Annotated in this window: 18 protein-coding genes and 4 pseudogenes; 7 read left to right on the top strand and 15 right to left on the bottom strand. The window is 64.1% G+C overall.

Annotation, left to right across the window (positions count from 1 at the left end):
- Positions 1–19: 19 nt before the first annotated feature.
- Positions 20–928: a glycoside hydrolase family protein gene (locus ACZL02_RS21685; protein WP_472939571.1), complete on the bottom strand. Its 909-nt coding sequence runs from the start codon at positions 926–928 to the stop codon at positions 20–22.
- A gap of 302 nt (positions 929–1230) precedes the next feature.
- Here ACZL02_RS21685 and ACZL02_RS21680 point away from each other — a divergent pair, with 302 nt between their 5' ends.
- A complete protein-coding gene (locus ACZL02_RS21680; RefSeq protein WP_472939570.1) occupies positions 1231–3813 on the top strand; it encodes an HWE histidine kinase domain-containing protein in 2583 nt (860 codons plus the stop codon).
- 364 nt (positions 3814–4177) lie between these two features.
- Positions 4178–6010, top strand: a complete 1833-nt coding sequence (locus tag ACZL02_RS21675; protein WP_472939569.1) for a sensor domain-containing phosphodiesterase — start codon at positions 4178–4180, stop codon at positions 6008–6010.
- Here ACZL02_RS21675 and ACZL02_RS21670 read toward each other — a convergent pair.
- Together ACZL02_RS21670 and ACZL02_RS21665 are read right to left on the bottom strand one after the other, a co-directional pair.
- Positions 5994–6773, bottom strand: coding sequence for an SDR family NAD(P)-dependent oxidoreductase (locus ACZL02_RS21670; protein ID WP_472939568.1), 780 nt, complete (start codon positions 6771–6773; stop codon positions 5994–5996). The genes ACZL02_RS21675 and ACZL02_RS21670 overlap by 17 nt on opposite strands.
- A gap of 190 nt (positions 6774–6963) precedes the next feature.
- Positions 6964–8169: an MFS transporter gene (locus ACZL02_RS21665; protein ID WP_472939567.1), complete on the bottom strand. Its 1206-nt coding sequence runs from the start codon at positions 8167–8169 to the stop codon at positions 6964–6966.
- A gap of 107 nt (positions 8170–8276) precedes the next feature.
- Between ACZL02_RS21665 and ACZL02_RS21660 the strand changes: the two genes are divergently transcribed.
- A complete protein-coding gene (locus ACZL02_RS21660) occupies positions 8277–8906 on the top strand; it encodes a TetR/AcrR family transcriptional regulator (protein ID WP_472939566.1) in 630 nt (209 codons plus the stop codon).
- Positions 8907–9162: 256 nt separating this feature from the next.
- Positions 9163–10929, top strand: a complete 1767-nt coding sequence (locus tag ACZL02_RS21655) for a cation:proton antiporter domain-containing protein (RefSeq protein WP_472939565.1) — start codon at positions 9163–9165, stop codon at positions 10927–10929.
- Positions 10930–11095: 166 nt separating this feature from the next.
- On the opposite strand, the gene ACZL02_RS21650 is transcribed toward ACZL02_RS21655, so the two are convergent.
- On the bottom strand, positions 11096–12022 hold the full coding sequence (locus ACZL02_RS21650) for a LysR family transcriptional regulator (RefSeq protein ID WP_472939564.1): 927 nt from the start codon (positions 12020–12022) through the stop codon (positions 11096–11098).
- A 93-nt stretch (positions 12023–12115) separates the two neighbouring features.
- On the opposite strand from ACZL02_RS21650, the gene ACZL02_RS21645 reads away from it, so the two are divergent.
- Positions 12116–12808: a L,D-transpeptidase gene (locus tag ACZL02_RS21645; protein ID WP_472939563.1), complete on the top strand. Its 693-nt coding sequence runs from the start codon at positions 12116–12118 to the stop codon at positions 12806–12808.
- A 291-nt stretch (positions 12809–13099) separates the two neighbouring features.
- Positions 13100–14098, top strand: a complete 999-nt coding sequence (locus ACZL02_RS21640; RefSeq protein WP_472939562.1) for a zinc-dependent alcohol dehydrogenase family protein — start codon at positions 13100–13102, stop codon at positions 14096–14098.
- 302 nt (positions 14099–14400) lie between these two features.
- On the opposite strand, the pseudogene ACZL02_RS21635 reads toward ACZL02_RS21640, so the two are convergent.
- The 4 genes and pseudogenes from ACZL02_RS21635 to ACZL02_RS21620 all read right to left on the bottom strand — a co-directional run bounded on the left by ACZL02_RS21635 (position 14401) and on the right by ACZL02_RS21620 (position 18635).
- Positions 14401–15140 (bottom strand): annotated as a pseudogene (locus ACZL02_RS21635) (SDR family NAD(P)-dependent oxidoreductase).
- A gap of 161 nt (positions 15141–15301) precedes the next feature.
- Entirely contained in the window at positions 15302–16555 is a 1254-nt protein-coding gene (locus tag ACZL02_RS21630) for a DUF5996 family protein (RefSeq protein WP_472939561.1), read from the bottom strand.
- Between the two features lie 96 nt (positions 16556–16651).
- A pseudogene (locus tag ACZL02_RS21625) lies at positions 16652–17586 on the bottom strand (pirin family protein).
- A gap of 238 nt (positions 17587–17824) precedes the next feature.
- A pseudogene (locus ACZL02_RS21620) lies at positions 17825–18635 on the bottom strand (LysR family transcriptional regulator).
- 155 nt (positions 18636–18790) lie between these two features.
- On the opposite strand from ACZL02_RS21620, the pseudogene ACZL02_RS21615 reads away from it, so the two are divergent.
- Positions 18791–19443 (top strand): annotated as a pseudogene (locus ACZL02_RS21615) (hydrolase).
- Between the two features lie 87 nt (positions 19444–19530).
- On the opposite strand, the gene ACZL02_RS21610 reads toward ACZL02_RS21615, so the two are convergent.
- The 7 genes from ACZL02_RS21610 to ACZL02_RS21580 all read right to left on the bottom strand — a co-directional run bounded on the left by ACZL02_RS21610 (position 19531) and on the right by ACZL02_RS21580 (position 25921).
- The gene (locus ACZL02_RS21610) at positions 19531–19851 is read right to left on the bottom strand and encodes a hypothetical protein (RefSeq protein WP_472939560.1); all 321 of its coding nucleotides are present in this window, start codon (positions 19849–19851) and stop codon (positions 19531–19533) included.
- A 94-nt stretch (positions 19852–19945) separates the two neighbouring features.
- Positions 19946–22003 carry a prolyl oligopeptidase family serine peptidase gene (locus ACZL02_RS21605; protein ID WP_472939559.1) on the bottom strand — a complete coding sequence of 686 codons (2058 nt, stop codon included), beginning with the start codon at positions 22001–22003 and terminating at the stop codon, positions 19946–19948.
- 271 nt (positions 22004–22274) lie between these two features.
- Positions 22275–22895 carry a TetR/AcrR family transcriptional regulator gene (locus ACZL02_RS21600; RefSeq protein WP_472939558.1) on the bottom strand — a complete coding sequence of 207 codons (621 nt, stop codon included), beginning with the start codon at positions 22893–22895 and terminating at the stop codon, positions 22275–22277.
- Positions 22896–22965: 70 nt separating this feature from the next.
- Complete coding sequence (locus ACZL02_RS21595; RefSeq protein WP_472939557.1) at positions 22966–23292, bottom strand: hypothetical protein; 327 nt, start codon at positions 23290–23292, stop codon at positions 22966–22968.
- 277 nt (positions 23293–23569) lie between these two features.
- Positions 23570–24820, bottom strand: coding sequence for an MFS transporter (locus ACZL02_RS21590; protein ID WP_472939556.1), 1251 nt, complete (start codon positions 24818–24820; stop codon positions 23570–23572).
- A gap of 31 nt (positions 24821–24851) precedes the next feature.
- Complete coding sequence (locus ACZL02_RS21585) at positions 24852–25157, bottom strand: LLM class oxidoreductase (RefSeq protein ID WP_472939555.1); 306 nt, start codon at positions 25155–25157, stop codon at positions 24852–24854.
- Positions 25145–25921: an LLM class flavin-dependent oxidoreductase gene (locus ACZL02_RS21580; protein ID WP_472939554.1), complete on the bottom strand. Its 777-nt coding sequence runs from the start codon at positions 25919–25921 to the stop codon at positions 25145–25147. Before ACZL02_RS21580 ends, ACZL02_RS21585 begins: the two co-directional genes overlap by 13 nt.
- Between the last annotated feature and the right edge of the window lie 61 nt (positions 25922–25982).

Genomic DNA, 25982 nt, shown 5'->3' with positions numbered 1-25982 from the left:
GGATACGAACGCCCACGGCCTACGCAAACTCGAAGGCAAGCTGCCCAGCCCGGTGCCTGACAGGTCGCAGCGCCTCCGAAAGGTTCGGATCGACCGAGAGGTCGGCACGGATGAGGCCATGAGACCACCTGTTCCGCGACCGCGGGGTGTGCCAAGGCGGACTGTCGATCAGCGGATACCAGCAGACACCCACCACCTCGGCTCCCTTCGCCTTTGCGACATTCACCTCGTCTAGCACATGACGTAGCCACATCCCCTTGTTCCAGCCGGGATAGCGTCGTTCCTGCTCGTGGTGTCCGTCGTGCCAGCTCGTTTCCGCAACCATGATCGGCAAGTCGTAGCGCTTGGCGGCTTTGCTAAGCACCTTCGACAGCCGAGTTCGCGCCGTATGCGGGAAGTAGTTCACGCCGATGACGTCGACGAGGCCGCTGGCCACGAGTGCGTCGGTGCATTCGAACTGCCTGTCGCCGACGCCGTTGATCGGGTCCGTCGTCAGGACTCGGACGTCCGGGTGATGGTCCTTGGCAACCCGTGTCATCGTGATCGCCATGTCGACCGCCTCATGACGCGGCATGCCGGCCAGTACCGGATACATAGCGGGCTCGTTTACCGGGCAGATCCAGAAGGGGGCCGAAGCGTTGGCCGCTCTGGCGGCCATGCGTGCATGGACGACAGGGTCCTCGGGACGGTCGAAGTGGCTGAGGTCCCAGACGACGTCCATTCCGGCATCTTCGGCAACGCGCAGCCGTGCTTCCACTCCGTGTCGCCATGGCAGCCCATCTCGGGCACGGAGCAGTCCATGGGACTGCGCGACCGCGTAATGCGCGGCCATACGGTCCCTGGGGAGATGGAGCGTCGATTTCAGCAGGTCGTGGTTGGACCATCCGAGATGGCCGCATTCGAACCCGGCCCATAGGGGTATCGTCATGCTGTTCCAACGATTCAGGTAGAGGCCGACACAAAAGCCGCGTCAGGCTGCCGGATGCATCATTGCAGGCGGTTGACCGGGCTGTCGTGCTGTACGGCAGGAGGTGTATCTTTCACCCACAATGCCGCGTAGTGATGGCAGGCGCAGAATTTGGCTTACGCCAGCATCCTCGCGACCGTCGATCCGCCTCTCCGCATATTCTCACTCTGATGTGGCCGTCACTCCGTGACCACGGCCCGCTTGATGATGCATTGCCCACATAAAGACGATTTCTTCATCCGGCTGCCGATAGGGGCGACGCCATGGAACGCGCAATCACGGTGAACATCGTCGACTTGGCGGATACGTCGGCCTGTGATCTCGAGCCCATCCACATTCCCGGTTCTATTCAGCCATTCGGGTTCCTCATCGCGTTCGCAAGCGACTGGACGGCCGTCAACGTATCCGAGAATGCAGGCAACTGGCTTGGCTTTCCCGCCCCAAATGCGCTCGGTCTTCTCATGGTCGAGCTGTTCCGCGCCGATGCGGTCCACGATATCCGGGGCCGCCTGCAAGTCGTCCGCGACACCTCCCTCGTCGAGCGTATCTTCGGCCTGAGCCTCCTTGCCAACGCTGCGCCGTTCGACGTCGCCATTCACATGTCTGGTGGTCTGGTTATCGTCGAGGCCGAGCCTGCGGCGTTGGACGGCAAGAACTCCAGCCACCAGGTTCAGTCGCTGATTGAGCGACTCCAGCAGACGACGGACCTGCGTTCGTTCCTTCGGGAGGCGACCCGGCACGTCCGCGTGCTGACCGGGTTCGACCGGGTCATGCTGTACCGCTTCGACCACGACGGGTCCGGAGAGGTTGTCGCGGAGTCTGCCAAGTCCGGCATGGTCCCGTATCTCGGACTGCACTACCCAGCCAGCGACATTCCCCAGCAGGCGCGGCGGCTCTACGAGCGCAATTGGCTCAGGGTGATCTCGGACGTCGACGCAGTGCCCGCACGGCTCATGGCAAGGCCCGGCGTGGACGCGGCGCACCTCGACCTGTCAATGAGCGTGCTGCGGGCCGTCTCGCCCGTCCACCTCGAGTACCTGCGCAACATGGAGGTCGCCGCATCTCTGTCGGTCTCGGTGATGCGCGGCGGCAAGCTGTGGGGCCTTCTCGCCTGTCACCATTCGGAGCCGCGCCAGCTCGCGTTCGAGAGCCGCAGCGCTGTCGAGCTTTACGGCCAGATGTTCTCGTGGATCCTCGAGAGCCGAGAACGGGAAGCCGACTTCCTATACGAGGCGGATGCGCGGGTGGCGCATGCCCATCTCGTCGGAGCACTGGCGATCAAGTGCGCCACCACTGCCGACCTCGCCGATGTTCTTCCCGACCTCTCGGGCATCGTAAAGTCGGACGGAGCTGCCGTGGTCATCGCCGGCAAGGTCACTTCAGCCGGCACGGCGCCCACGGACGACCAGGTCGGCGCCCTTGCCCATTGGCTGGAAAGCCGCGGCGACGAGCGAATGTTCGCGACAGGTGGTCTCGGCAGCATCTTCGAGGCCGCCCGCGAATACGCGGGGACTGCCTCGGGAATGCTGGCCATCCCGATCTCGCGGGTGCCGGGCGACTATCTCTTCTACTTCCGCAGGGAGGCGTCGCGCCCGGTCACCTGGGCCGGGCAGCCGCTCAAGCTGTCCGTTCAGGCGGCAGACGGTGAGCGCCTGAGGCCGCGCAAGAGCTTCGAGGCGTGGCAGGAGATCGTCAGGGGGCAGTCAGTGCCTTGGAGCGACGCCGACATCCGGATCGCGGAAGGGCTGCGCACCACCATCCTCGATGTCATCCTGAAGATGACCGAGGCCGCGGACCGGGACCGCCGGGCGACGCAAGCACATCAGGAGCTCCTGATCGCGGAATTGAACCACCGGGTCCGCAACATCCTGAACCTGATCCGTGCGCTGGTGACGCAGAGCCGTGCCGGGTCAGAAACCCTTGAGGACTTCGCCTCCGTGATCGGCGGGCGAATCCAGGCGTTGGCGCGAGCGCACGACCAGATCACGGCGAGGAGTTGGGGACCGAGTTCGCTACACGAGCTTATCCGGCTGGAGGCGGCCGCCTACCTTGGCGCTAAGGCGGGACGTGTCGAGATCGTCGGAGACGACGTGCTGCTCGAACCGCCGGCATTCTCGACGCTCGCCTTGGTCTTCCACGAGATGATGACGAACTCGGCCAAGTATGGCGCCTTCGCGGACAGCCACGGCACGATTACCATCACGCTCGACCGCTACCCCCAAGGAAGCCTCGTCATTGACTGGCAGGAAAGAGGTGGCCCTCCCGTCCAAGCCCCGACACGTCGCGGGTTCGGGACGACCATCATCGAACGGTCGATCCCGTACGAGCTGAAGGGCGAAGCGGAGATCCAGTACCTCCTGATGGGGGTCAAGGCGACTTTCGTCATCCCGGGGCACTTGTTCTCCGTGTCGACCGCGAAGCCCCTGAGAGTTCCGGCACCGGTGACGGCCGTTCGAGAGGAAGACCGTCCGCTCATCGGCAAGGTGCTGCTTGTCGAGGACAACCTTATCATCGCCCTCGAGAGCGAGGACATGCTGATGCGGCTCGGCGCGACAGCCGTCGAGACGGCTTCGTCGGTTCGGGACGCCCTGCGCCTGATCCAGCTCAAAGCACCGGACTTTGCGGTGCTCGACATGAATCTCGGTAGCGAGACATCGCTTCCAGTTGCCGCCTGTCTGCTGAAGCTCGGGGTGCCGTTCGTCTTCGCCACGGGCTATGGCGAGGACCTGGGTATTCCTGCTGACATGGTCAACGTCCCGGTCCTGAAGAAGCCCTTCGACTTGCCCACGTTGCGTGCGATCGTCTCGCCCCTGGTCAACAAGCAACCCTTCCCAAACGCTGCATAGGGTACCGCGCTTGGGGCGTCCGGCTTGCGTGATCTGGGCGCTCGAATCAAGAAGGCTTTGGTCACGAGCACACGGACAAGGGTTTCCGCGGTAAGTATTCGGCCCCATTGGGCTCCATCGAAATTCCCCCCAGCATTCCTCGCTCGGCAATTATTAAACAGACATTGTTATTCCAATGGGTTGGGCCTAAGGTTCGCTTTAATAAGCGCGTGATCAAAACTTGCGAGATATAACTCGCATATCGCTGTTTATGCAGCCACTTTGATACGTTGTTTCCGTTTAATCCATGTGGCCACGGCGAGCCGCAACCCTCATACAAAACTGGCGCCGTCGCATGAGTGATACGTCTCTCGAAGAACGCCGCTTGAGCGTCTTGAAGGCGCTCGACATCATTTCCGGGACCGATCCGGGGATGGATCAGATCTGTGCCCTGGCAAGCGACATGTTCGGAATGCCGATGGCGGTCGTAACGCTTCTGGACGAGGAGCATCAATGGCTGAAGGCGCGGATCGGTATCGAGGCCCCTTCCCTGCCTCGCGGGACTGCGTTCTGCAACTACACCGTCCTACGGGACGAGGTGCTCGTCGTCCCCGATGCCCGGGACGATGAACGCTTCTCCTCTAACCCCTACGTGACGGGAGAGCCGCATGTTCGGTTCTATGCCGGTGCCCCCTTGGAATGGGAGCCCGGCGTCCGGCTCGGCGCTCTATGCGTCCTAGATTCGGACCCGCGGTCGTTCTCGGACGCGGATCGACGTCGTCTGGCTCAACTCGCTCATCTTGTCGTCGCCCAGATCCGTCTCCACGCCGCCAACATGGATCTTCACCGGAATGCCGAGCTTCTAGCGGTGCGACAATCGACGCTGGAGTGGACGTCGACGCACGACGCGTTGACCGGGCTTCCTAACCGCACCCTCTTCAAGGATGTGTTGGAAGCTGCGATCGACAGCATTGTGCCGGGTCAAAACCTTGCGCTGCTGATCCTCGACCTCGACCAGTTCAAGCGTATCAACGACACGATGGGCCACGAGACAGGGGATGCGCTGCTCGTTGCCGTCGGGGACAGGCTCGCGACGATAGTCCAGGCTCCGAACGTTGTCGCGCGCCTTGGCGGCGACGAATTCGGCATCATCATGACCAAGGGCGCGACGGATGAAGAACTTCGGTCGTTGACCGACCAAATCAGTGTCGCTCTTCGTCAACCTATGGAGCACGAGCGGTTCAGCTTTTACTGCTCGGCTAGCGTGGGGCAGGCATTGTTTCCCCTGCACGCTTCCACGGCAACCGAGATCATGCGGTGCGCAGATCTCGCGCTGTATGCTGCCAAGGACGAGGGGCGGAACCAATCTGTCATGTTCCGCGCGGAACTTGCTGAGCGCCTCGAAGCACGGATCACGGTCCTCGACCGCGCCCGCAACGCGCTCGAGCGTGACGCCATCGTTCCGTACTACCAACCGAAGGTGGCCCTCGGTAGCGGGAAGATCGTCGGGTTCGAGGCGCTCCTTCGCTGGAGCGATCCGATCCTCGGCATCCAGTCGCCGCTGACGATCTGGGAAGCTTTTCAGGACCCTATCCTTTCTGTCGAGATTGGCCATCGGATGCGTGCCCTAGTCATGGCGGACATGGCAACGTGGCGACAGCAGGGAGTTCCCTTCGGTGCTGTTGCGATCAACGTTTCCGCGGCTGAGTTTACCCGGGGCGACCTTGCCACCACGATCCTGGACAGCATGGCGGCATTCCGCCTGCCGACGGAAACCCTCGAGCTCGAAGTGACGGAGACCGTTTTCCTCGGTGACGCTTCCGGAGACATCGGTGACGCGCTGAAGGTGCTGAGTGATGATGGCGTCGCGATCGCCCTCGATGACTTCGGCACGGGCCACGCGTCCCTGACCCATCTTCGGCAACTCCCAGTGCAATGGCTGAAGATTGACAAGACGTTCGTCGGCGACATGCGGGAGAACCGGGAGTCCGCGGCCATCGTCAACATGTGCATCGAGCTCGCTCAGAGTTTTGGCATCGGCGTCGTCGCCGAGGGTGTCGAGACGGCGGCGCAGGCGGAGATGCTCAGGAATTGGAACTGTGACGTCGCACAGGGCTATCTTTTCGGGAAGCCTGTCGAGGCCGACCTCGTGCCTTTCCTGTTGGCCGGGTGGTCAAGTGATGATGCGAGTTTGTACGCAGCTAGGCAGCGACGGTGAGGACGAGCAAGCGTCCGCGGGCGACAACCGACAGCGATGCCAAAGCTGAAAGGATAGACGTTCTATCGTCTCCAATCGCGGCAGGTCGGTTGGGCCTGCGGGGGGCATCATGCTGCAACGCCTGACCTTCGCGAGCATCGCATCCACTGGATGCGGGCATGCCGACTACCGATCGATCGTCGAGTGGTCTCAAGCCGCCAACCGCGATCTCAACATCGGCGGCGTGATCGCATTCGACGGCTTTCAGTTCGTGCAAATTCTCGAAGGCGACGAGTCCGTCGTTGTTCCCTTGTTCGACAGGATTCTTGCTGACGGCCGAAACCATGAAGTCGTCTGCTTTCAGCAACAGAAAGTCGATCGACGGCACTTCAAGGACTGGGGAATGCGAAAGGATCATTCGGACGGCGGCAAGGGTATTGCGATCGTAGCCGCTCGCCCATGTCTCCGGGCGTGTCGTCGTCCAATCCTCGGCAGGTCCTGAGCCACCAGCGTTGTTGACGAGGATTTCCACCGGGCCCGCAAGCGCTTGCGCCCGGTCGACAAGGCGGCGGACCTCATCATCGCTAGTGAGGTCCCCCGTCACGACCTCGGCTCGTCCGCCCTCGGCGACGATGTCGTGCGCAACCTCCTCCGCTTTTGCAAGGTCCCTGCCGTGGACGATTATGATTGCCCCCTCTCTCGCAAGCCCTCTCGCGATCCCGGCACCGATGCCCTTGCTGCTGCCGGTGACCATCGCCACCCTTCCACTGATCTGCAGATCCATCGTCCCGTTCCTTTCGGTCGCGTGGTGTTATGAGGACCGACCAATGCGTAAGTCCATTACGCACCTGAAAGTGCCTGTGACATTGAACGAGCCGTCGCACGGCAGGGAAAGCCACTTTCTGGAGCGACTAGCATGCTTCGGACCGGACGGTTCTGCCGGCCGAAATGATCGCTCTTCAGTGCCAATGCATTCAGGCCAAGGCGCGAGGCCCCGGCTTGAAGCCGTGATCTCGGGCTACGGTCGCCAGCACAAGCGCTGCGGCGACGAGAAGCAGCATGGTCCAAGGAAACGTGCCGGCGCCCCCATGCTCGAGCAGCAGGCCGCCCACGGTGCCGCCCGCGGCGATGGCCGTGTTCCAGACCGTGGTGATCATCGCATTCGCCAGATCGACGCCGTCCCCCGCCGCATCGGCGGATGCGGTCTGGAGCAGCGTCGCGGCCCCGCCGAAGGACAATCCCCAAACGATGATGCCCGCGATGGCGACTGGCGCGATGTCGCCCGCGACACCCAGCATCAGGGCAACGGCGCCGAAGGCAACAAGGCTGGTCAGGACGAGCGGACGGAGTATGCGGTCGACCAGAAGCCCCGTCACCCAGATGCCGACAAGGGCCGCGAGCCCGAAGCCCAGGAGCAACAGGTCGACCCGGTCGTCCAGCCCGCTACGGGCGGCGAACGGGGCGATGTAGGTGTAGAGGATGTTGTGCGCGGTCATCCAGGCAAAGATGGTCAGGAGGATGGGCCGGACTCCCGGCGTCCGGAACACGTGCCCGATCGAGAGCCGCTTGCCGCTGGGCTGGCCGGCAAAGTCGGGGACCTTCCACATCACCCAAGCGACGAGGACGATCGTCGTGGCGGACATGACGAGGAACGAGGACCGCCATCCCACCGCGGCGCCGAGGAAGGACCCGGCAGGAACGCCCAGCGACAGGGCGATGGGCGTGCCGACCATGGCGATGGCCAGTGCCTTGCCCTTAAGGCGATCGGTCACCATCCGGCGTGCATAGCCGGCGAGGATCGCCCAGGCGAGGCCCGCCGCGACGCCGGCGAGGAATCGCGCCACCAGCGTCAGCGTATAGTCATTCGAGAAGGCGGTGACGGTATTGAAGGCGAGAAAGCCGACGATCCCGGCGAGAAGCGTCGGCTTGCGTCGCAGTCCCTGCGTCAGAAAGGTCAGCGGAATCGCTGCGAGCAGGGAGCCCGCGGCGTAGAGGGTCACGAGTTGCCCGGCCAAGGCCTGCGACACGTCGAGGCCCTCGGCGATCTGTGGCAGCAGCCCGGCGGGCAATGTTTCGGTCAGGATCGCCGTGAAGCCTGTCATGGCGAGCGCAAGCAGCGCCGCGAGGGGCAGCCTGTCGAGCTCGTCTGATGCGGTCGCGTCGGAGATGTTCGGGGACATGCCGTATCCTTTTGTGGATCAATTGATCCACAACTGCCCAGCTAGCGGCGCCTTGTCAACAACTAGTGGACTGATTAGTTCAGATGTCATCGGCAGGAGGAGAACGCATGGCCAGGACGGGTCGCCCCAGAGGTTTCGATCGCGACGACGCCCTCACGGGCGCGATGCACCTGTTCTGGCAACATGGCTACGATGCGACGTCCCTCGACCAGCTCAAACGGGGCATGGGCGGGATCTCGTCGGCAAGCTTCTATGCGGCATTCGGCTCGAAGGAAGCACTCTACCGAGAGGTGATTGCCCTCTACCTCGAAACGCACGGGCTAGTCACCGCTTCTCTCAAGGATGAGACCTTGCCGCCCCGGGAAGCGATCGAGCAGGCCCTGCGGCTTTCGGCGCGCATGCAGACGGACACGTCCCATCCAACCGGCTGCCTGGTCGTCTTGTCCTCAAGCGTGTCTTCGAAGGAGAACGAGCCCCTCGGAACACTGGCCGCGGCCGAAAGGCAGGTGAACCGCGAAGCCATCCTGCGCTGCGTCAGGACGGCCATCGCGTCCGGAGAACTGCGCAAGGATACGAATCCTCTCAGCCTCGCAACGATGATCGACGGCATGCTCCTTGGATTTTCGATCCAGGCCCGTGACGGCGTCCAAGCCCAAGCCCTCGACGCGGCGGTGAATAGCGCAATGGTCGTCTGGGACGCCTTTAAGACTTCTCCCCGCGATTGTCCTCTTCCCTAAGCTGAGTTCCGGAACCTGCCTGTCGGCATTCCACGCGAGTCGGAAATGATTTCCGGCTTTATTTGACGCCATAATCGAACGTTCCGTTCTGCGGCGAACATCTAGAAATCCACACATCAGTAGTCGAACATAAGAAAAAGATTGAGAGTAGAGCGAAACTTGCCGAAGCCGCGTGATGTCCGATCATGGTACCGCTAGCAACAGTGATATCTGAGCAGTCGTCGCCCCACTTGATTTTTTGGAAAAGACAAGCCCCATGCCGCATGACACTGCGCTTATAGCTACCGTTGCGGTCGGCTTCATGTTGGCTTTTGCTTTTGGCTACTTGGCCGAACGGTTTCGTTTCCCGCCGCTGGTCGGCTATCTCGTCGCCGGCATCGCCGTTGGACCGTTCACGCCGGGCTTCGTCGCCGATGGCCAGATTGCCGGTCAGTTGGCAGAGATGGGCGTCATCCTCCTGATGTTCGGCGTCGGCCTGCACTTTTCCGCTGCCGACCTGATGGCAGTGCGCAGGGTGGCCATTCCCGGCGCAGTCGGCCAGCTTGTCCTCGCGACGCTACTCGGCATCGGCCTGTCGCATCTGCTCGGCTGGTCGCTCGGCGCCGGCATCGTCTTCGGCCTCAGTCTCGCGGTCGCCAGCACCGTTGTGCTCTTGAAAGCGCTCGAGGAGCGCAACCTCCTCGACACCCCTGCCGGTCGCGTCGCCGTCGGCTGGTTGATCGTCGAGGATCTGGCCATGGTGCTGGTCCTCGTGCTGCTTCCAGCGTTCGCCGTCTTGTTGGGTGGTCACCCGCTCGGCGCCGGCGAAGGCCACGGCGCCATGCCGTCGGAGGAAGGTTCGCTTCTGCTGACGCTGGCCATCACGCTTGGAAAGGTTGCAGCCTTCGGCGCCCTCGCCTTGCTCCTCGGACCGAAGGTCGTGCCCTGGGTACTCGCGAGCGTCGCCCGAACCGGCTCGCGGGAACTCTTCACCCTCTCCGTGCTCGCCATCGCCATCGGCATCGCGTTCGGTTCGGCCGAGATCTTCGGCGTCTCCTTTGCGCTCGGCGCCTTTTTCGCCGGAGTCGTGTTGAGCGAAAGCGACTTCAGCCATCGTGCCGCAGCGGATTCCCTGCCGCTGCAGGACGCCTTCTCGGTGCTCTTCTTCGTCTCCGTCGGCATGCTGTTCGATCCGTCGATCCTTATTCGGCAGCCGCTGGCGGTGGTCGCGGTCATCGCGTTGATCATCTTCGGCAAAGGACTGATCGCTCTCGCACTGGTGCTGCTGCTTCGTTTTCCCGTCAATCTCGGCCTCGTCGTCTCGGCGGGCCTGGCGCAGGTGGGCGAATTCTCCTTCATCCTCATCGGTCTCGGTTTCGCCCTCGGGCTGCTTCCGGCAGAAGGACGCGATCTCGTTCTGGCGGGAGCACTGTTCTCGATCGCGCTGAACCCGGTCATCTTCTCCCTCGCCGGCCTGATCCAGACACGCATCCGCGTGAACGGATCGGCAAGACTGCAGGCCTTCGGCAGGCCACGACTTGCAGAACTGGAACAGGAGTTGACCGCCATCCGCCAACGCGGCGAGGCGAGGCATGATGCCAAGGCGGTGGAGCTGAACGCGTTGCTCGATCTCTTTCCGGTCCTGGCCTCCGTCAGCGGCCATGAGCTGGATGAATTGCTTCTCATGTTTCAACCAAAGCTCGCGGCGCCGGGTACCAAGGTGATCCGCAAAGGCGACCGGCCAGACGGCATGTATTTTATCTCGAGCGGCGTGGTGGAGATCGACGCGCCCGAGCAACGCATCCGGTTGCTGGCCGGGGCATTTTTCGGCGAGATGGCACTGCTCGCCGGCACACGCCGCACGGCAGACGTTTCGGCGATCGACTACTGCCGGTTCCTCGTTCTGGAGCGCCGGGACTTCGACCGGTTCATGGCGCGGCATCCGCTGGTCCGCACAGCGATCAGCGAGATGGCCGAGGAACGCCGCCGCCGCAACCTTCTGGCGATTGAAAGCGCCCCCTCCCCGCTGGTCGATCAGACGTAGCTTTATTGGGGGAAGTTCCGTGGGTGAACATCTCGCCGCTCGCACCCTGCTGCGTGCGGCGCCACGCTTGCTCGACTTTCGGCTCCATCCGTCATGACACGTTTCGGCACCCCACGACGCCGGCAGGATGTAAGAAGCGGCGCCTTGCTCGCACCGTCATAAGAAATTAGATATTCTCGAGGGCTCGAGATGGTTCAACGCCTTCGATTTTCACGAGGCGGTCGACCGCAAATGCCGCAAAGGCGCGGACGGCCGGGCGCATGAACTTGATCGAGGGATAGGCCAGGAACATTTCGGTCGGGCGCACCTCGTACTCCGACAGAATACGCAAGAGGCGGCCCTCCGCGAGATCCTCGGCGATGAGCAGGTGCTGGACGGGACCTGCCGCATGGCCATCGAGCAGCGTTCGCGCGATCACATGCGCATCAATGGTGCGCAGGATCGACCAAACGTCCACCTCGGTCTGGGTCCCGTCCCGAAGCAGGGCCAAGCGGTTCTGCGGGGTAACGGAGCGGGGTGTCGTGATCAGCGGCACCGCCGACAACCGATCGAGGGTATCGATCGGGCCATGCTGCGCGAGATAGGCAGGGCTTGCGACAAGGATACGGCGAACAAGGCCCAGCCGGCGGATGACCACGTCCTGCGCCACTGGACGACCATAAACCAGCGCCAGGTCGAAGTTCTCGAGCACGAGGTCGACCGTCCGGCTTTCGAGCACGAGGTCGATCGCGACACTTTGGTGCTCCCGCTGAAACGCCATGACGATCGAGTGGAAGTGTTTTGCCCCTATGCAGGACGGCGCGTGGACGCGGATGGTCCCCTCGATGCGGCCGGAATCGGCCTGCAAGCCTTCCACCGCCGCGTCGATCGCAGCGAGCGCCGACCGGCTCGCATCGTACAGCGCCTGCCCCTCCGCCGTCGGACGGACGCTCCGGGATGACCGTTCGAGGAGGCGTGCCTGGACGCGGTGTTCGAGGTTGGCGATGTGCTTGGACACGGCGGGCTGGGAAAGCGACAGGTCGCGGGCCGCAGCCGTGAGCGAGCCGCGCTCCACTGTCCGGGCGAAGGCACGAAGGGCGGCGGTCAGGTCCATCTTGTCATTCCAAACGGCTATCGGTGACATCGGGGTATAGCCGTTGTTTATGCTCGCTCGACCTGTTGTTCTCAAGCCGTTATCGAGAGGTGTTTGGGAATGGATCGTCGGTTCTTCATGCTCGGGGCGCCGCTGGCGCTCGCGGCTTGCGCGACGACGGCGGAACAGTCACCCGTCGTGATGCCCTATATACCGCCGGAACGGGCGATCGATCCCGCCTATTCCATCATGTATGCGGCGCTTCCCGGTGAGCCCTTCCCCGTACCGGCGATCGACCTGAAGCGGATCGTCGATCCGAAGTTCCTGCGCCGGGAGGTGGATTACGTGACCAGCGAGCCGCCGGGAACGGTGGTGGTGGACCCGAACGAGCGGTTCGCCTGGTACGTGCTCGGCAACGGCCGGGCGGTGCGCTACGGCGTCGGGGTTGGAAAGGTCGAGGCCTTCAACTTCCAGGGAGAGGCGACGATCGCCTGGAAGGCAAGGTGGCCGAAATGGACGCCGACGCCGGACATGATTGCCCGTTCGCCGGACCGCTATGACCCACTCCGGAACGGCCTGCCCGGCGGCCCCGGCAACCCGCTCGGTCCCCGAGCCCTCTACCTGCACCGCAATGGTCGAGACACGCTTTACCGCCTGCATGGCACGGTGGAGCCGTGGACGATCGGTACGAGGGTCTCGTCAGGCTGCATTCGACTTTTGAACCAGGACATCATAGACCTTTACGACAGGGTCCGAGACGGAAGCAAAGCTGTTGTCTTGCCGATCCGCAGCGAAGTAGTGGCCTGACGCCTGGCAAGACGCGCGTTCTTGGGACAGGTATTCGGTGAGCCGATCAGTTCGCTCCTTAAGGTCCAGACCAGCTTTACGATGAGCACGTCAAACCGAATTCGGCGACGACCTGACTACCGCCCGACACCTGGCTTCAATGAGTCTGCGCGGCGCCATCGACGTTGGCGCGGCGACCTTCTTCTGCCTCGCGAAGACATGGCACCGACAGTTCCCGTCACTTGCCGCCGAAGACGCCGGGCATCTTGAAGGCTGCCTGCAAGTCGAAATTGCCACAAAGGACCATTACAAATGACGCACACCATGAAAGCGATCGTCCTGGACCATTTCGGCAGCGCCGACGCGTTCGAACTGCGCGACGTTCCCGTGCCGCCGGCCGGGCCGCGGCAGCTACGGGTGCGTATCCACGCCACCGCCGTCAATCCCCTCGACTACCAGATCCGCCGCGGCGACTACCCCGACTCCGTGCCGCTCCCGGCAATCATCGGCCATGACATCTCGGGGGTCGTCGAGGAGATCGGCACCCATGTCAGCGAGTTCGGCGTGGGGGAAGAGGTCTACTACACGCCAAAGATTTTCGGTGGTCCCGGGTCCTATGCCGAGCAGCACGTCGCCGATGTCGATCTCGTCGGCCGCAAGCCCGGGAACATCAGTCACCTGGAGGCCGCAAGCCTCACCCTCGTTGGCGGAACCGTCTGGGAATCTTTCGTCACGCGCGCCCAGCTCGCGGTCGGCGAGACCATCCTCATTCATGGGGGTGCCGGGGGCGTCGGCACCATTGCGATCCAGGTGGCGAGGGCGATGGGGGCACGGGTGATCACGACCGCGCGGAAAGACGACCATGATTTTGTCCGCGGTCTCGGAGCGGACGAGGTGATCGACTTCACGGCGGAGGACTATGTCGACGCGGTCGCGCAGTTAACGGATGGGCAAGGGGTGAATGTCGTCTTCGACACCCTCGGCAGGGACGCCCTCACGAGAAGTCCAATGGCGCTGGCAGACTTTGGACGCGTCGTGAGCCTCGTCGACACGGCGCAGCCGCAGAACCTGATGGAGGCCTGGGGCAAGAACGCCACCTACCATTTCGTCTTCACCCGGCAGAACAGAGGCAAGCTGGACGGGCTGACGACCCTTGTCGAGCGCGGCCTCGTGAAGCCGGTGATCGGTGCGGTCCTGCCGCTTGCCCGGATGGGTGAGGCTCACGAATTGCTTGAGGGGCCGCAGCGGATTCACGGAAAGGTTTCGATCGACGTGGCCGGTGAGACCGTCGTCCTTCCGCTAAAGCGGTAAGTTCGTTGCGCCGGGCGACCGTCAAGCCATCCGACGATCACCCAATGCGTGCCTGTTGATCGGAATTCGTCACGGCGTTTTCAGCACGGCTCGCTCGATAAAGCTTGTTGGCAATCCCCGGCTGTCGCGGACTAGTTGCCCCTCTCGGTCGAGCCGTCTGCTGCCGGAAGAGCGAACTGCAAAGGCGGCCTGACGGCCATCATCCCGTCGTGCGGGCTCGCGCCAAAATGAGGCGACGCCGCATGCCTCCCCCGACTCACTTCTGGCGTGCGAACCTCACGATCTCCGCAGGTCACCCGAGATCACGCGATCGCTCCCCCGTCGGCCGTGAGGATCGCGCCCGTGATGATGCTGGCGGCAGGGCTTGCGAGAAAGACCACGGCGTTCGCGATCTCGCGCGGCTTGGCGAACCGACCGAGAGACGTTAGGCTTCGCTGGAAGTCGGCAGCCGCGCCGTCGGCCGGGTTTGCATCCGTATCGACGGATCCCGGTTGGACGAGATTGACGGTGATGCCGAGCGGACCAAGCTCGCGCGAGAGACCACAGGTGAACGACGTCAGGGCCGCCTTGGACATCGCGTAAGCCGTTATGCCCGGGAAGGGAACGCGCTCCCCGAGACCCGACCCAATGCTGACGATCCGTCCCCCGTTTGCCAGATGCGGGATGACCGCCTTCGCAAACAGCACAGGCGCGCGCACGTTGATGTCCATCAGGATCTGGAATGCATGGAGATCAATGTCGGCGATCGTTCCGTTGTGGCCGATCGCCGCGCTGTTGACGAGGATGTCCAGCCCGCCGAGGGCTGAAACGGCTTCGCCGACAGAACGGTTGATGGCGTCCGGGTCCGCACTGTCGGCCTGGATGGCGATCGCACGCCGTCCGGTCGTCTCGATGGATCGAGCGACTGCACCGGCCTGCCCGGCGGAGCGCTGATACGTGAACGCCACGTCGGCGCCGTTCTCCGCCAACGCCAGTGCGATCGCGGCCCGATGCCGCGAGACCCTCCCGTCACTAGGGCGCGCTTCCCGTTCAGATCGATCATGTCATCACCGCTTTATGCGAGGTCTTGTTGCGATATCCCCGTGGCTGCGAAGGCTTGCATACTCCTGTTCCGGCGGAACGACCGCGGATGGGTCCTGTGGATATTCCGGAATGCCAACGGGTTGCGTGTTGGTCGAACGGGGTCTTCGTGCCGCCCTCCCCCTAGAACCGGCGGAGCACGTCCTGCCACTCCGGGTGACGCTCGAACTGCGCCTTTGCGAAAGGACAGAGCGCCATGATGGCGACCGCGTCGCGCCGAGCGTCCTCGACCGCCTGGCGCAACAGCCGCTCGCCGACCTTGCGACCCCGGAGCAAAGAGGGAACGTCGGTATGGTCGATGATCATCAGGCTTTTGCCGGCGCGGCTGTAGGTCATCTCGGCCTCGGTGCCGTCGACGACCATCCGATAGCGCCCCTTCGACTCACCGTCCTCCCGCTCGACCATCGCGTCCAAGGGTCCTGAAACAGTCTTCGGCAATTCGGGATCGGATGGCCGAACCTTCCGAGGCTGCCCCGGCAGGCACTCCAGCAGTTCGCGGTCCCAGGCCCCAAGTTCGGCAGCCGCCTCGTAGGTCGAAACGAGAAACGCCATCAGATGGGCGTCCGGATCCGCAGCCGTTCGCACGGCGTCATAGGGCAGGACGAACTCCGACAGATCGTCATGCCAGAAGGCGTCCTCGGGCCGGACGGGCGCGGCCCGGAAGCCGTCTGGTGCGGGGTAGGCATAGGCATAGAAGGCGGGATAATCGATGCCGCCGCCGCCGGGCCAGAACCCTGCCGACGAGACTTCGCGGTCGTAGGCCTCCTGCGCCACGGCGTCCGGCAGTGCCGGCACGCCGCCGGGGTGCAGCGGCGCGCGCCGGCCGGAAAAGCGGGTGACCGCAAGGTCCAGCGCACCCCAAAACAGGTGAACCGGGCTCGCCTTGCCGAGAAAGGAGGTCCGGAACGCCTTGAACACCTTATTGACCGCCAGCGCGGCCTGATGGAAGCGCTCGACGGCATCGCGGTCATAGGGTCGTTCGCGGTCGTCCTCCGCGAACGGCACCGGGTTCGGCACTTCGTTTGGAACAGCGTTGAAGACCGGCGTGCCGCCGAGTTCGGATACCAGCTTGCCGAACTCAGCGTAGAAAGCTGCGACGGTGGTGGCCCCCAGCGGGAACGACGCCGTCCGCCCGTCCCCGCTGGTGCCGACGACGCGGTGGTCGTGGAGGTCGAACAGGATCTCGATTCCCGGACCGTCGGGAATGACCGACGAGGTCAGGCCACGCGGAGAGATATAGAAGGTCGCGTTCCAGGAATGGTTGAGCCACGGCGCATGGGCCAGACGGTACTTTCCCGCGATCTGCAAATAGAGATGGAGGGCAGAGCAGGTCTCGCGCCAGCCGAGGTAGTCGAGTTCCGGCCATCTGCTTCTCATACGCTTATTTCCCTTCGGTCTTCGATAAAGTCGCATTGGCGGGTGCAGATCGCGAACGCCGACACGGCGTCCGGTCAATGCACTTGCCGGCAACGGTCAGCTTGGGAGCGGAATGTGCTCGTCCCGGTCGCCGGCCGGCAGATCAAAGCGGCCCTTGCCCAGTTCTCGGCACGCCATTCAGCCTTGGCTTCCTCAAGGCGCTCCCGGGATGAGGCGACGAAGTTCTACCAGATGTAGCGTGGCCCCGGGAGCGTCGCGCCGCCTAGGATCATCAGTCGAGCCCCCCTCTCGCCGGCGGCGACGGTGATCCTGTCGCCGGGCCGGAAGACCATCATCTGCGCCGCCTCGTATTCCCGACCGGCGACCGCGATCGATCCTTCGAGGATGTAGATGCCCCGGTCCTCGTGATTGTCGGGCATCGGCAGCCCGCAGCCCGCATCGAGCTTCACGTCGGCATAGAAGGTTTCGGAGAGCATCGTCGCGGGGGCGACCTTTCCGTAGGCGCTTCCGAGGATCAGCCGGACGGAGACGCCGCTGTCCTCGATCAGGGGCAGCGCCGCCTTGCCGTGATGCTCGAAGCTGGGCGCCACGTCCTCATGGCTCTCGGGCAGAGCGAGCCAGGTCTGAATGCCGAAGAGGCTGTTCGGACCGCTCCGAGCCGCGGCCGACGTCCGCTCCGAATGGGTGACACCGCGCCCGGCGACCATCCAGTTCAACTCGCCGGGACGGATCATCTGGTCCGCCCCCGTGCTGTCCCGGTGGTGGAAGTCGCCGCGATAGAGATAGGTGACGGTGCCAAGACCGATATGCAGATGCGGCCTGACATCGATGCCTTGGCCCGTCAGCAACTCTGCCAGGCCGGCCTGGTCGAAGAAGATGAAGGGCCCGACCATTTGCCGCTGCGGCGCCGGCAGGGCACGCCGGACCTCGAAGCCACCAAGGTCCCGGGAGCGGGGAATGATCAGGGTCTCGATCGCGTCGGCGTCCACATCGTCGGGAGCGCCTGGTTCGAGGGCGGGGTTCCAGCTCATGCGCGTGGTCCTTCTCGGAACAGCCGGCAGCCATTGCCCTCGCAAAGGAAAGCGCACAGTCCGCAGCCAAGCCGTCTGCGACCCGGACAGATCCGGACATCGAGCGGCGATGCAGGAAGCTAACCTCGAATACGGCGCCCGCACTAGGCGGGACAAACGCGCCACCGTGTCGCTCCAAGGGGAACGCCGTGCCGAGCGGCCGCCCAGATTCGGGCCGTTCCGGCGCTGCTGGACCGGCCTACCTGAAGCGTGGATCCTGTTCGAAAAGATCGGTCATCAGGTCCGTCATCACCTCGACCTTGCGCTCTGGACGCCGACCCGGCGAACGCACGACGTAGGCGGCGGCGGCGGGCGGCGGATGCTTGGTCATGATCGGGATGAGCGCCCCGGCGGCGAGGTAGTCGTAGATCATGCAATTGGGCAGCCAGGCGATACCAAGGCCCGCCGCCGCCGCGGCAGCGAGCGCAGTCGCGCTCTCGGCCTTGAAGCGGCCTTTCGGGTTGACCGTGACGATCCGTTCGCCGTCGACGAACTGCCAGATTTCGGTTCCCTGCATGAGCGCCTGATGGGATGCGATCTCGTCGGGCTTCCCCGGGGAACCGTGCTGCCGGACGTAGTCCGGACTGGCGACGAGCGCCCCGTAGATCGGCCCGACCCGGCGGGCGAGCAATTCGGAGTCGGGAAGGAAGCCGACGCGGACCGCGCAATCGAAACCATCCGCGACGAGATCGACGAAGCGGTCGCTGTAGACGGAATGGACGTGGAGTTCCGGGTGGCGCCGCGCCATGTCCGCCAGCACAGGCGCGAAGTGGGTTGGGCCGAAGGTCAGGGGCATCGCGACCCGCAGGCGGCCGCGAAGGTCGCCCGCCGGCCTCGGTCAGGGCTGCGCCGCGTGTGGTCCGCGCCACCAGCAGCGCGCCAAGCTCTCCCTCCAGCCGCAGAAGTCGACGGCTGCCGATCGACTTCGACACGCCCAGCCTGCGCGCCGCAGACGATATCCCGCCCGCCTCAGCGACTTCGAGAAAGGTCAGGATGTCCTCGATGTCCATTCGGCGTTCCCCGTTTCGCGACACAGCTACGCGCCGGAACGCGCTATCCTAGCTTATTTCCGAATGGCAAGTTGGTATTGTTCCGGAAGACGTTGAGAGTTCGACGTTCGTTCGGTCCGAGGTCAAATGAAGACCTTATGACAAGGAATGTATCGATGACCATTTGCAACGGCCTTTCTTCGCTCCTCCGCCCCGAGAATTCTGTCCTCGTACTGATCGACCACCAGCCCTACCAGCTCGCGAACTTGAACAGTCACGAGCCGCAGATGGTCGTCAACAACACGGTGGGGCTCGCAAAGGCCGCTAAAGCCTTTGGCGTCCCCACAATACTGACCTCCGTCGTCGCGGGTCGGGGTGGGCTTCTCTTTCCCCAGATCACCGATGTTTTCCGGGCCAGGAAGTCATCGACCGGACCTTCATCAATACTTGGGAAGACCCCAAGGCCGTCGACGCAGTCAAGGCGACCGGCCGCAAGCAGATGGTAATCGCCGGGCTTTGGACGGAAGTCTGCGTCGCGATGCCGACAATCCAGGCGCTCGGCGAGGGCTGGGACGTGACGGTGGTCACCGACGCCAGCGGCGGCGTATCGGTCGAGGCCCACCAGGTCGCCATCCAGCGCATGATCGCAGCGGGAGCCAACATGATGACCTGGCTGGCGCTGGCCGCCGAATGGCAGCGGGACTGGGCACGGCTGGACACAGCCGCCAAGCTGACTGACATCATGATGCAGCATGCGGGCGGCAGCGGCATCGCCTACTTCTGGGAGCAGCAGCTCCTGAACACCCCGGCGCCAAAAGCGTCGAACTGAACCCATCCTGAGCCGGCCGCTAGCAAGATGCCAACATCAACCCACGAGGTCCGCCAGCCGGCGGACCTCGCATGGCATCACGGCCGCTCAGCGGTAGCGGAATTCCCAGTTGCCGCGCTCGTGACGGCGGTCACGGTGGTGCCATGGCGGCCGTCGGTCATGCCGCCGATCACGGCGCTCATAGCGGTCGCGCCGGTCGTAGCGACCATAGCGGCGGTCGGCCCGGTAATGGCGGCGGCCTTCGTGGTGACGGCGATAGTCGCGGTCGCGCCGGTGGTCGCGAACCAGCAGGATGCGGGAGCCCTGCTCGACCACGACGCTGCGGTCGCGGGCCGATGCGGCGGGGGCCAGCGTGCCGATCGCCGTGACGGCGATCGCGGTGGCGATGATAAGGGATTTGAGCTTCATGCGTCTGCTCCTCTGGGTGTGACGAAACGGGTTCGTTTTCGAAGGCTTGGCGTCGTCTGCGCCGGGATGGTCGAGCCTCTATCGCTCAGCGGGATTATCGGGGAAGACTGACGTCCAATCCTGTCCATTGAGCGGCGAAGGCCCAGAGGTCGGCGATCTCCTCGATCACCTTCCGCGTCGGCTTGCCGGCTCCGTGGCCCGCGCGTCTGTCGACCCGGAGCAGCCGCGGGCGCGGTCCGAGGTCGGCTGCCTGGAGGGCCGCGACGTATTTGAAGCTGTGCGCCGGGACGACGCGGTCGTCCGTGTCGGCGGTCGTGGCAAGGATGGCGGGATAGGTCATGCCCGACCGGATCTTGTGATAAGGCGAGTAGGACAGAAGGTTGCGGAAATCCACTTCAACCGCCGGACTGCCGTATTCCTGCGTCCAGAGCTCGCCGCCGGTGAAGCGGTCGAAGCGCAGCATGTCGAGGACGCCGACATTGGGAAGCGCCGCCGCGAAGAGATCGGGCCGCTGGTTGACCACGGCACCGACGAGAAGCCCGCCATTGGATCCGCCCTGGATGGCGAGCCCCTTCGCCGAGGTGATGGCCTCCGCCTTGAGGAACTCGGCGGCGGCGATGAAGTCGTCGAAGACGTTCTGCTTGTGCTGGCGCCGTCCAGCATCGTGCCAGGCCTTTCCATACTCGCTCCCGCCCCGGATGTTGGCGACGGCGTAGACACCGCCCTGCTCGACCCAGGCCATCACCTCGGGCGCGTAATACGGGACCATCGGGATGCCGAAGCCGCCATAGGCGGAGAGCACCGTTGGCGCAGGCCCGTCGACATCTCGGCGGCGCACCACGAAGATCGGCACCCGCGTCCCGTCCTTGGAGGCGTAGAAGTGCTGCTCGACGATGATCCGCTCAAGGTCCAGCGCGACCGTCGGCTCGGCCCAGACGGTTCTTGTCCTAGTGGCCGCGTCGAAGCGGTGGATGGTGGTCGGCGCATCATGGCTGGTGAAGACGAAGAACGCCTCGTCGTCGCCGGGACGGCCCCGGAAGGCGCCCGCCGTGCCGATCCGGGGAAGATCGAGCGTGCCGTCCGGCGTTCCGTCGAGCTTGCGGAGAAGAACCTCCGTCCTGGCGTCGACGAGGTACGAGGTGAGCAGGATATCGCCGATCAAAGCTGCCTCGAAAAGCGTCGCATCGTCGCGTTCCGCCACGATGTCGACGATCATCGGCGTCGCCTCGGCGAGATCGAGCGTGACGACCTTGCCGCGGGGAGCGCCCTCCTGCGTCGACAGGAAGAGCTTCGTGCCGATACTGCCTGCCAGGACCCAACTTTGGTTTAACGCGCCGACGACGGTCCGGGCCGGCCATTCGGGATCCAGGAGGTCGACCACGACGAGCGCGTTGCCGCCCGTCAGCGCCGTCGAATAGACCATTGCATAGCGCCCGTCCGGCGTCACGGTGATGGTGTGGATCAGCGGCAGCTCGGATGTCGGCGCATGCACCAGACGGTCCTCGGACTGCGGCGTCCCGAGCCGGTGGAAATAGACGGCATGCCCGGCCACCTTTGCCTCGAAGCCTGCCTCGGTCTCGGGCCGCGGATTGCGGGAGTAGAAGAAGCCTGATCCGTTCTTCGCCCAGGCGATGCGCGTGAAGCGTGCCCACTGAATTTCGTCCTCGAGGATCTCGCCGCTTTCGATGTCCATCACGCGGATCGTGCGCCAGTCCGATCCGCCGTCCTGGATCGCGTAGGCCAGATGGGTTCCGTCTTCCGACGGCGCCCATTCCGCCAGTGCGGTGGCGCCGTCTTCCGACCAGTCGTTCGGATCCAGGACGACGCGGTCGGCACCCTGCACGCCCTCGCGGACGAAGAGGACGGACTGGTTGTCGAGCCCGGCATTGCGGGTGAAGAAGTAGCGCTCGCCCCGCTTCTCCGGCACCGTCAGCCGCTCGTGGTCGAAGAGGGCGGTCAGGCGCTGTCGGAAGACGTCGCGCCCTGGGAGGTTTGCGAGATAGGGAGCGGAAATGCCGTTCTGGGCATCGACCCAGAGGGCGACGTCCTCACTCTTGCGGGCATCGGTCTCGAGCCAGCGATAGGGATCGGCGATCGCCGTGCCAAATTGCTCGTCGACGACCTCGCCGCGTTTGGTCTCGGGGTAGATCATGGGGGTCTCCTCGTTTGCGATGGCCGTGCTGCCCGTAAGCGTCAGGGTCCAGGCGAAACAGAATGCGGAAGCGAACCCGGCATGCCGGGTTGCGGACGTGTCCATCGAAGCTCTCCGTTGTTGCGCACGGACCGCGGCGCCATCACCACCGCGGCGTACCGGCACGCGCCGGCACGAGAGCGCCGTGCGTCCAAGACGACGCGCGAAGGACGCTCTATCCTATTGAATCGACGGTATTTGATCGGGTGCATCCACCCGATCGCAAGATGCTCTAGCGTCCGACGGGATCGCAGATCGCCAAAGTGCTCGCCGCCCGGATCGCAGCGGCCAGTTGGTCGGTGGCCTCGGCCTGCTCGTAGTGCTGGCCGTCATTGACGGCAGCCGAACTGATCTCTTCGTCGACGACCCGTATGGCGGCCATGATCACGGCCGTGCAGAGCTTGACGTCGAAATCCCGGGGCGAACGCTTCGCGCGGTCGGCGATGACCGGGACGAGTTCCGCCTCGGCCTGGTGGCAGGCCATCAACCAGGAGGCACGCAGAGCCGGCTCCTTCGGCAGCATGGCGATGATGCGCACGACCGCGATCCCGTCGCGAATGAACTGCTTGTCGGCAACGAAGGCGGCGATCGTGGCGTGGAGATAGTCCTCGATCGACAAGCTCCGGGGCCATTTCGCGAGATGGCTGACGAACCGGAGTTCCGTGGCGAGGAACAGGGGTTCTATGCAGGCTTCCTTGGAGCGGAAGTAGCGCCACACGGTCCGCTTCGAGAGCCCGGAGGCGGCCGCGATGTCATCGCCGGTGGTCCCGTCGACGCCGTGCTGGCAGAAGAGATCCGCCGCGTGACGGGAGACCGCGAGCCGGGCCTCTTCTGCTTTGGAGCGTTCGGTCATGGGGCCCGTGGGTTCATCGCGATGCCAGCGTGTTCTGACCGGAAAAGGTCAGACTCTCAAGCCGGGAAAGCTAGTCGCGCTTGTCGTCGTGGCGGTGGCGACGGCGGTCCTCGCGCATCTCCTGCGCATTGCGGGCGATCTCGGAATGGATGCGGGCCTGCTGCGCAAAACGCAGGCCTTCGTCGTCCCGGCGCTCCTGCTGCCGGAGCATGCACTCGGTGTGCGCCGAGGAGCCGTATCGGGCGCCCATGTTGGAGCAGGAACCCTGATCCTCATCGAGGTTCGCCCTGCGTTCCTGCTCGGGCGACATGCACCCGGTCAGGGGAATGGCCAGCATCCCGATGCCGCCGATCGAGAAGGCGGACCGGCTGGTCCGGCTGATGGTGAAGAAGGTCATGCGTTCACTTTCGTTCGCGGGGAGCCGATGGCCGCCCCTTCGTGTTCAGCTCGGTCGGTGGGCAAGTTGAGAAACCGGAAGCAAATCTTGGACGCCGACGTATATGTCACTTAGTGACATTATATATGTTACTAAGTGACAAGCCGCGCAACCTGTTTTTTGAAGAGGCTTGGTCCGGCCGCGCCGATGCGCCTGCTGGATCGCCGGTAGAATGATGGGAGTAAGCCTTCGGGCCCCGCGCTATCGGTCGCGAAGCCCTGCTGCCGGCGACCGCGCGTCAGGTGCTGCCGGTCGGAGCGAGGACACCGGCCGAAACTACGGGTTCCCTGCCCTTGCGGCCCATCCACCCCGCCAGAAGTGCCAGAACCAGCGCGCCGACGGACAGGATGGCACCAGCCCAGTTCGGCGCGGCATAGCCGAAGCCTGCCGCGATGACCGCGCCGCCGGCCCAAGCTCCTATCGCGTTGCCAAGGTTGAAGAGCCCGATGTTGACGGCCGAGGCGAGGTTGGGTGCGCCTGCCGCCCGGGCGTTGTCCGTCACCAGCTTCTGGATCGGGGCGACGCTGGCGAAGCCGAACATCGACATCAGGAAGATGCAGATCGCCGACGCTATCTGGCTGCCCGCCAGGAAGTAGAAGGCAACAAGGACGGCGGCCTGTGCGGCAAGGGTCACGTAGAGCAGCGGCATCAGCGCCCGGTCCGCCAGCCGTCCACCGAGGATGTTGCCGAAGAAGAGGCCCAGTCCAAACAGGGAGAGGAGCCACGTGACAGAGCCTTCAGTGTAGCCGGCGACCCCGGTCATCATCGGAGCGATGTAGGTGATGGAGGTGAAGAAGGCTGCCGGTCCGAGGATGGTGATCCCCATCGCGAGAAGAACCCGTACGTCGGTGAATGCTGCCAGTTCTTTGCGTAGATCCTGAGGCTCGGCGCGCGCGGGTCGGGGGACGAGCATGAGCAGGCCGACGATCGCGACGATGCCAATGGCCGCGATGGCGGCAAAGGTAGCCCGCCACGATACGGTCTGCGCCAGCCAGGTTCCCGCGGGCGCGCCAATCAGGGTCGCGAGCGTCAGGCCGGTGAACATGAAGGCGATGGCACTCGTCCGGCGTTGGGGTGCGACGAGGTCGGCGGCCATGATGGTGCCGATGCCAAAGAATGCGCCGTGCGTCAGGGACGTGATCACCCTACCAACAATAGCGACCCAGTAGGTCGGCGCGATGGCGGTGACGAAGCTGCCGACAATGAAGACGACCATGAGCCAGGCAAGCATGGTCTTTCTGTTGAGCCTTGCCCCGAGGATGATGGTGACGGGCGCACCGAAGAAGACGCCAAGCGCATAGCTTGTCGCTATGTTCCCGGCCATGGGGATGGAAATGCCGAACTCGGCCGCGATGCCGGGCAGAAGCCCCGCGATGACGAACTCGGTGGTTCCGATACCGAACGCTGCTATCGCAAGCGCCCAAAGTGCTGCGGGCATGGGATGTCCTGACATGGGTTGGATTTGGTGGCCGATCGGCGCGTTGATCACGCGGGACCGTCGTTGCCGGGCGCACTGCCGACTATTTTGCAAACTCGGGGAGGACGTGTTCGGCCAGTTCCGCGAGTGCCAACGCGAAGGGTCGTTGCAACGGCTTCATGTAGAGCGCGACATGGTTCACGCCTTCGTCCCGCTGTCGCTTCCAATGCTCGATCAGCGCCTTGCGCCCGCCCCGCATGGACGCGTTGCGTAGCTCCAACGGCGCATCCGGATCGACGAGAAGATCGAACCGCGTGCCGTATCCATATGGGCGAAAACGTCCCTCGCTGCCGCGACGCCATTCGGCGATGACGATGGGCAACCCGTTTGGGTCGCTCAGATGCCACATCCATGCGTCGGTGTTCTGCTCAGCCAGTCGAAATCCTGACCGGCCCGTCCGATGGCGATAATCGGAAGGCTCGCCGCCACCGGCTTGGGCAGCATGTCCAGAGACCCGTCCAAGGTGCCGTAGAAGAGCGACTGGTGATGTGGGAAGGACTGCTCCGTCGCTGCACGGATCACTTTCAACGCATCTCTGTAGCGTTCCACCCGATTGTCGATGCCGCTGCCGAATGCGGCGAATTCGGAAGGGCGATCGCCTGTTGCCAGACCGAGGAGGAAGCGCCCTTCGCTCAGTCGATCAATACTCGTTGCTTGCTTGGCGACGATCAGGGGGTCTCTAAGCGGCGAGACTATGCCTGCGGTGCCGATCGCGATCCGCTTTGTCTGTGCCGCCAGCCATCCTGCATAGACCATCGGATCAACCACCTGACCCGTATCGCCGAAGCTCGGTTCGTAGAAGGGCACGTCCCGAAGCCAGATGGCGGCAAGATCCGACCCGTCGGCGAGACGCACGGCCTCGGCATGGCCCTTGAGCGTAGGCCAGGGCGCATGAGGATAGGGCTCCAAAGGCGCGACGAGCCCGAACGTCAGATGACCCTCCTGGAACACGCGAGCGTAACCGGGATGGTCCTGAACCGACCCGAGATACGGTGGGCTGGCGATGGGCTGGAAGGCGGCACTACCATCGTCGACCGAGCCCTCGCGACCTCCACCACCGAACGGCGACGGGCGGATTGAGAACGGATCAGAACGTGAAGGCAGACTGGTCATATGGGCGCTCCTTGAGACGGGGACTTCCAAGAGAGCCAACTGGGGAGGGTTCCTCTAAAGA

It is taken from the genome of Mesocryomonas fontinalis, assembly GCF_055730125.2.
The sequence above is the reverse complement of the archived record's forward strand: the minus strand, read 5'-3'. Positions and strand labels throughout refer to the sequence as shown.

What these genes read in the sequence shown, in the direction of transcription:
- ACZL02_RS21685 (WP_472939571.1), bottom strand. Translation starts at nt 928, where the DNA reads ATGACGATACCCCTATGGGCCGGGTTCGAATGCGGCCATCTCGGATGG.
- ACZL02_RS21680 (WP_472939570.1), top strand. Translation starts at nt 1,231, where the DNA reads ATGGAACGCGCAATCACGGTGAACATCGTCGACTTGGCGGATACGTCG.
- ACZL02_RS21670 (WP_472939568.1), bottom strand. Translation starts at nt 6,773, where the DNA reads ATGGATCTGCAGATCAGTGGAAGGGTGGCGATGGTCACCGGCAGCAGC.
- ACZL02_RS21665 (WP_472939567.1), bottom strand. Translation starts at nt 8,169, where the DNA reads ATGTCCCCGAACATCTCCGACGCGACCGCATCAGACGAGCTCGACAGG.
- ACZL02_RS21660 (WP_472939566.1), top strand. Translation starts at nt 8,277, where the DNA reads ATGGCCAGGACGGGTCGCCCCAGAGGTTTCGATCGCGACGACGCCCTC.
- ACZL02_RS21655 (WP_472939565.1), top strand. Translation starts at nt 9,163, where the DNA reads ATGCCGCATGACACTGCGCTTATAGCTACCGTTGCGGTCGGCTTCATG.
- ACZL02_RS21650 (WP_472939564.1), bottom strand. Translation starts at nt 12,022, where the DNA reads ATGGACCTGACCGCCGCCCTTCGTGCCTTCGCCCGGACAGTGGAGCGC.
- ACZL02_RS21640 (WP_472939562.1), top strand. Translation starts at nt 13,100, where the DNA reads ATGACGCACACCATGAAAGCGATCGTCCTGGACCATTTCGGCAGCGCC.
- ACZL02_RS21630 (WP_472939561.1), bottom strand. Translation starts at nt 16,555, where the DNA reads ATGAGAAGCAGATGGCCGGAACTCGACTACCTCGGCTGGCGCGAGACC.
- ACZL02_RS21610 (WP_472939560.1), bottom strand. Translation starts at nt 19,851, where the DNA reads ATGAAGCTCAAATCCCTTATCATCGCCACCGCGATCGCCGTCACGGCG.
- ACZL02_RS21605 (WP_472939559.1), bottom strand. Translation starts at nt 22,003, where the DNA reads ATGATCTACCCCGAGACCAAACGCGGCGAGGTCGTCGACGAGCAATTT.
- ACZL02_RS21600 (WP_472939558.1), bottom strand. Translation starts at nt 22,895, where the DNA reads ATGACCGAACGCTCCAAAGCAGAAGAGGCCCGGCTCGCGGTCTCCCGT.
- ACZL02_RS21595 (WP_472939557.1), bottom strand. Translation starts at nt 23,292, where the DNA reads ATGACCTTCTTCACCATCAGCCGGACCAGCCGGTCCGCCTTCTCGATC.
- ACZL02_RS21585 (WP_472939555.1), bottom strand. Translation starts at nt 25,157, where the DNA reads ATGTGGCATCTGAGCGACCCAAACGGGTTGCCCATCGTCATCGCCGAA.
- ACZL02_RS21580 (WP_472939554.1), bottom strand. Translation starts at nt 25,921, where the DNA reads ATGACCAGTCTGCCTTCACGTTCTGATCCGTTCTCAATCCGCCCGTCG.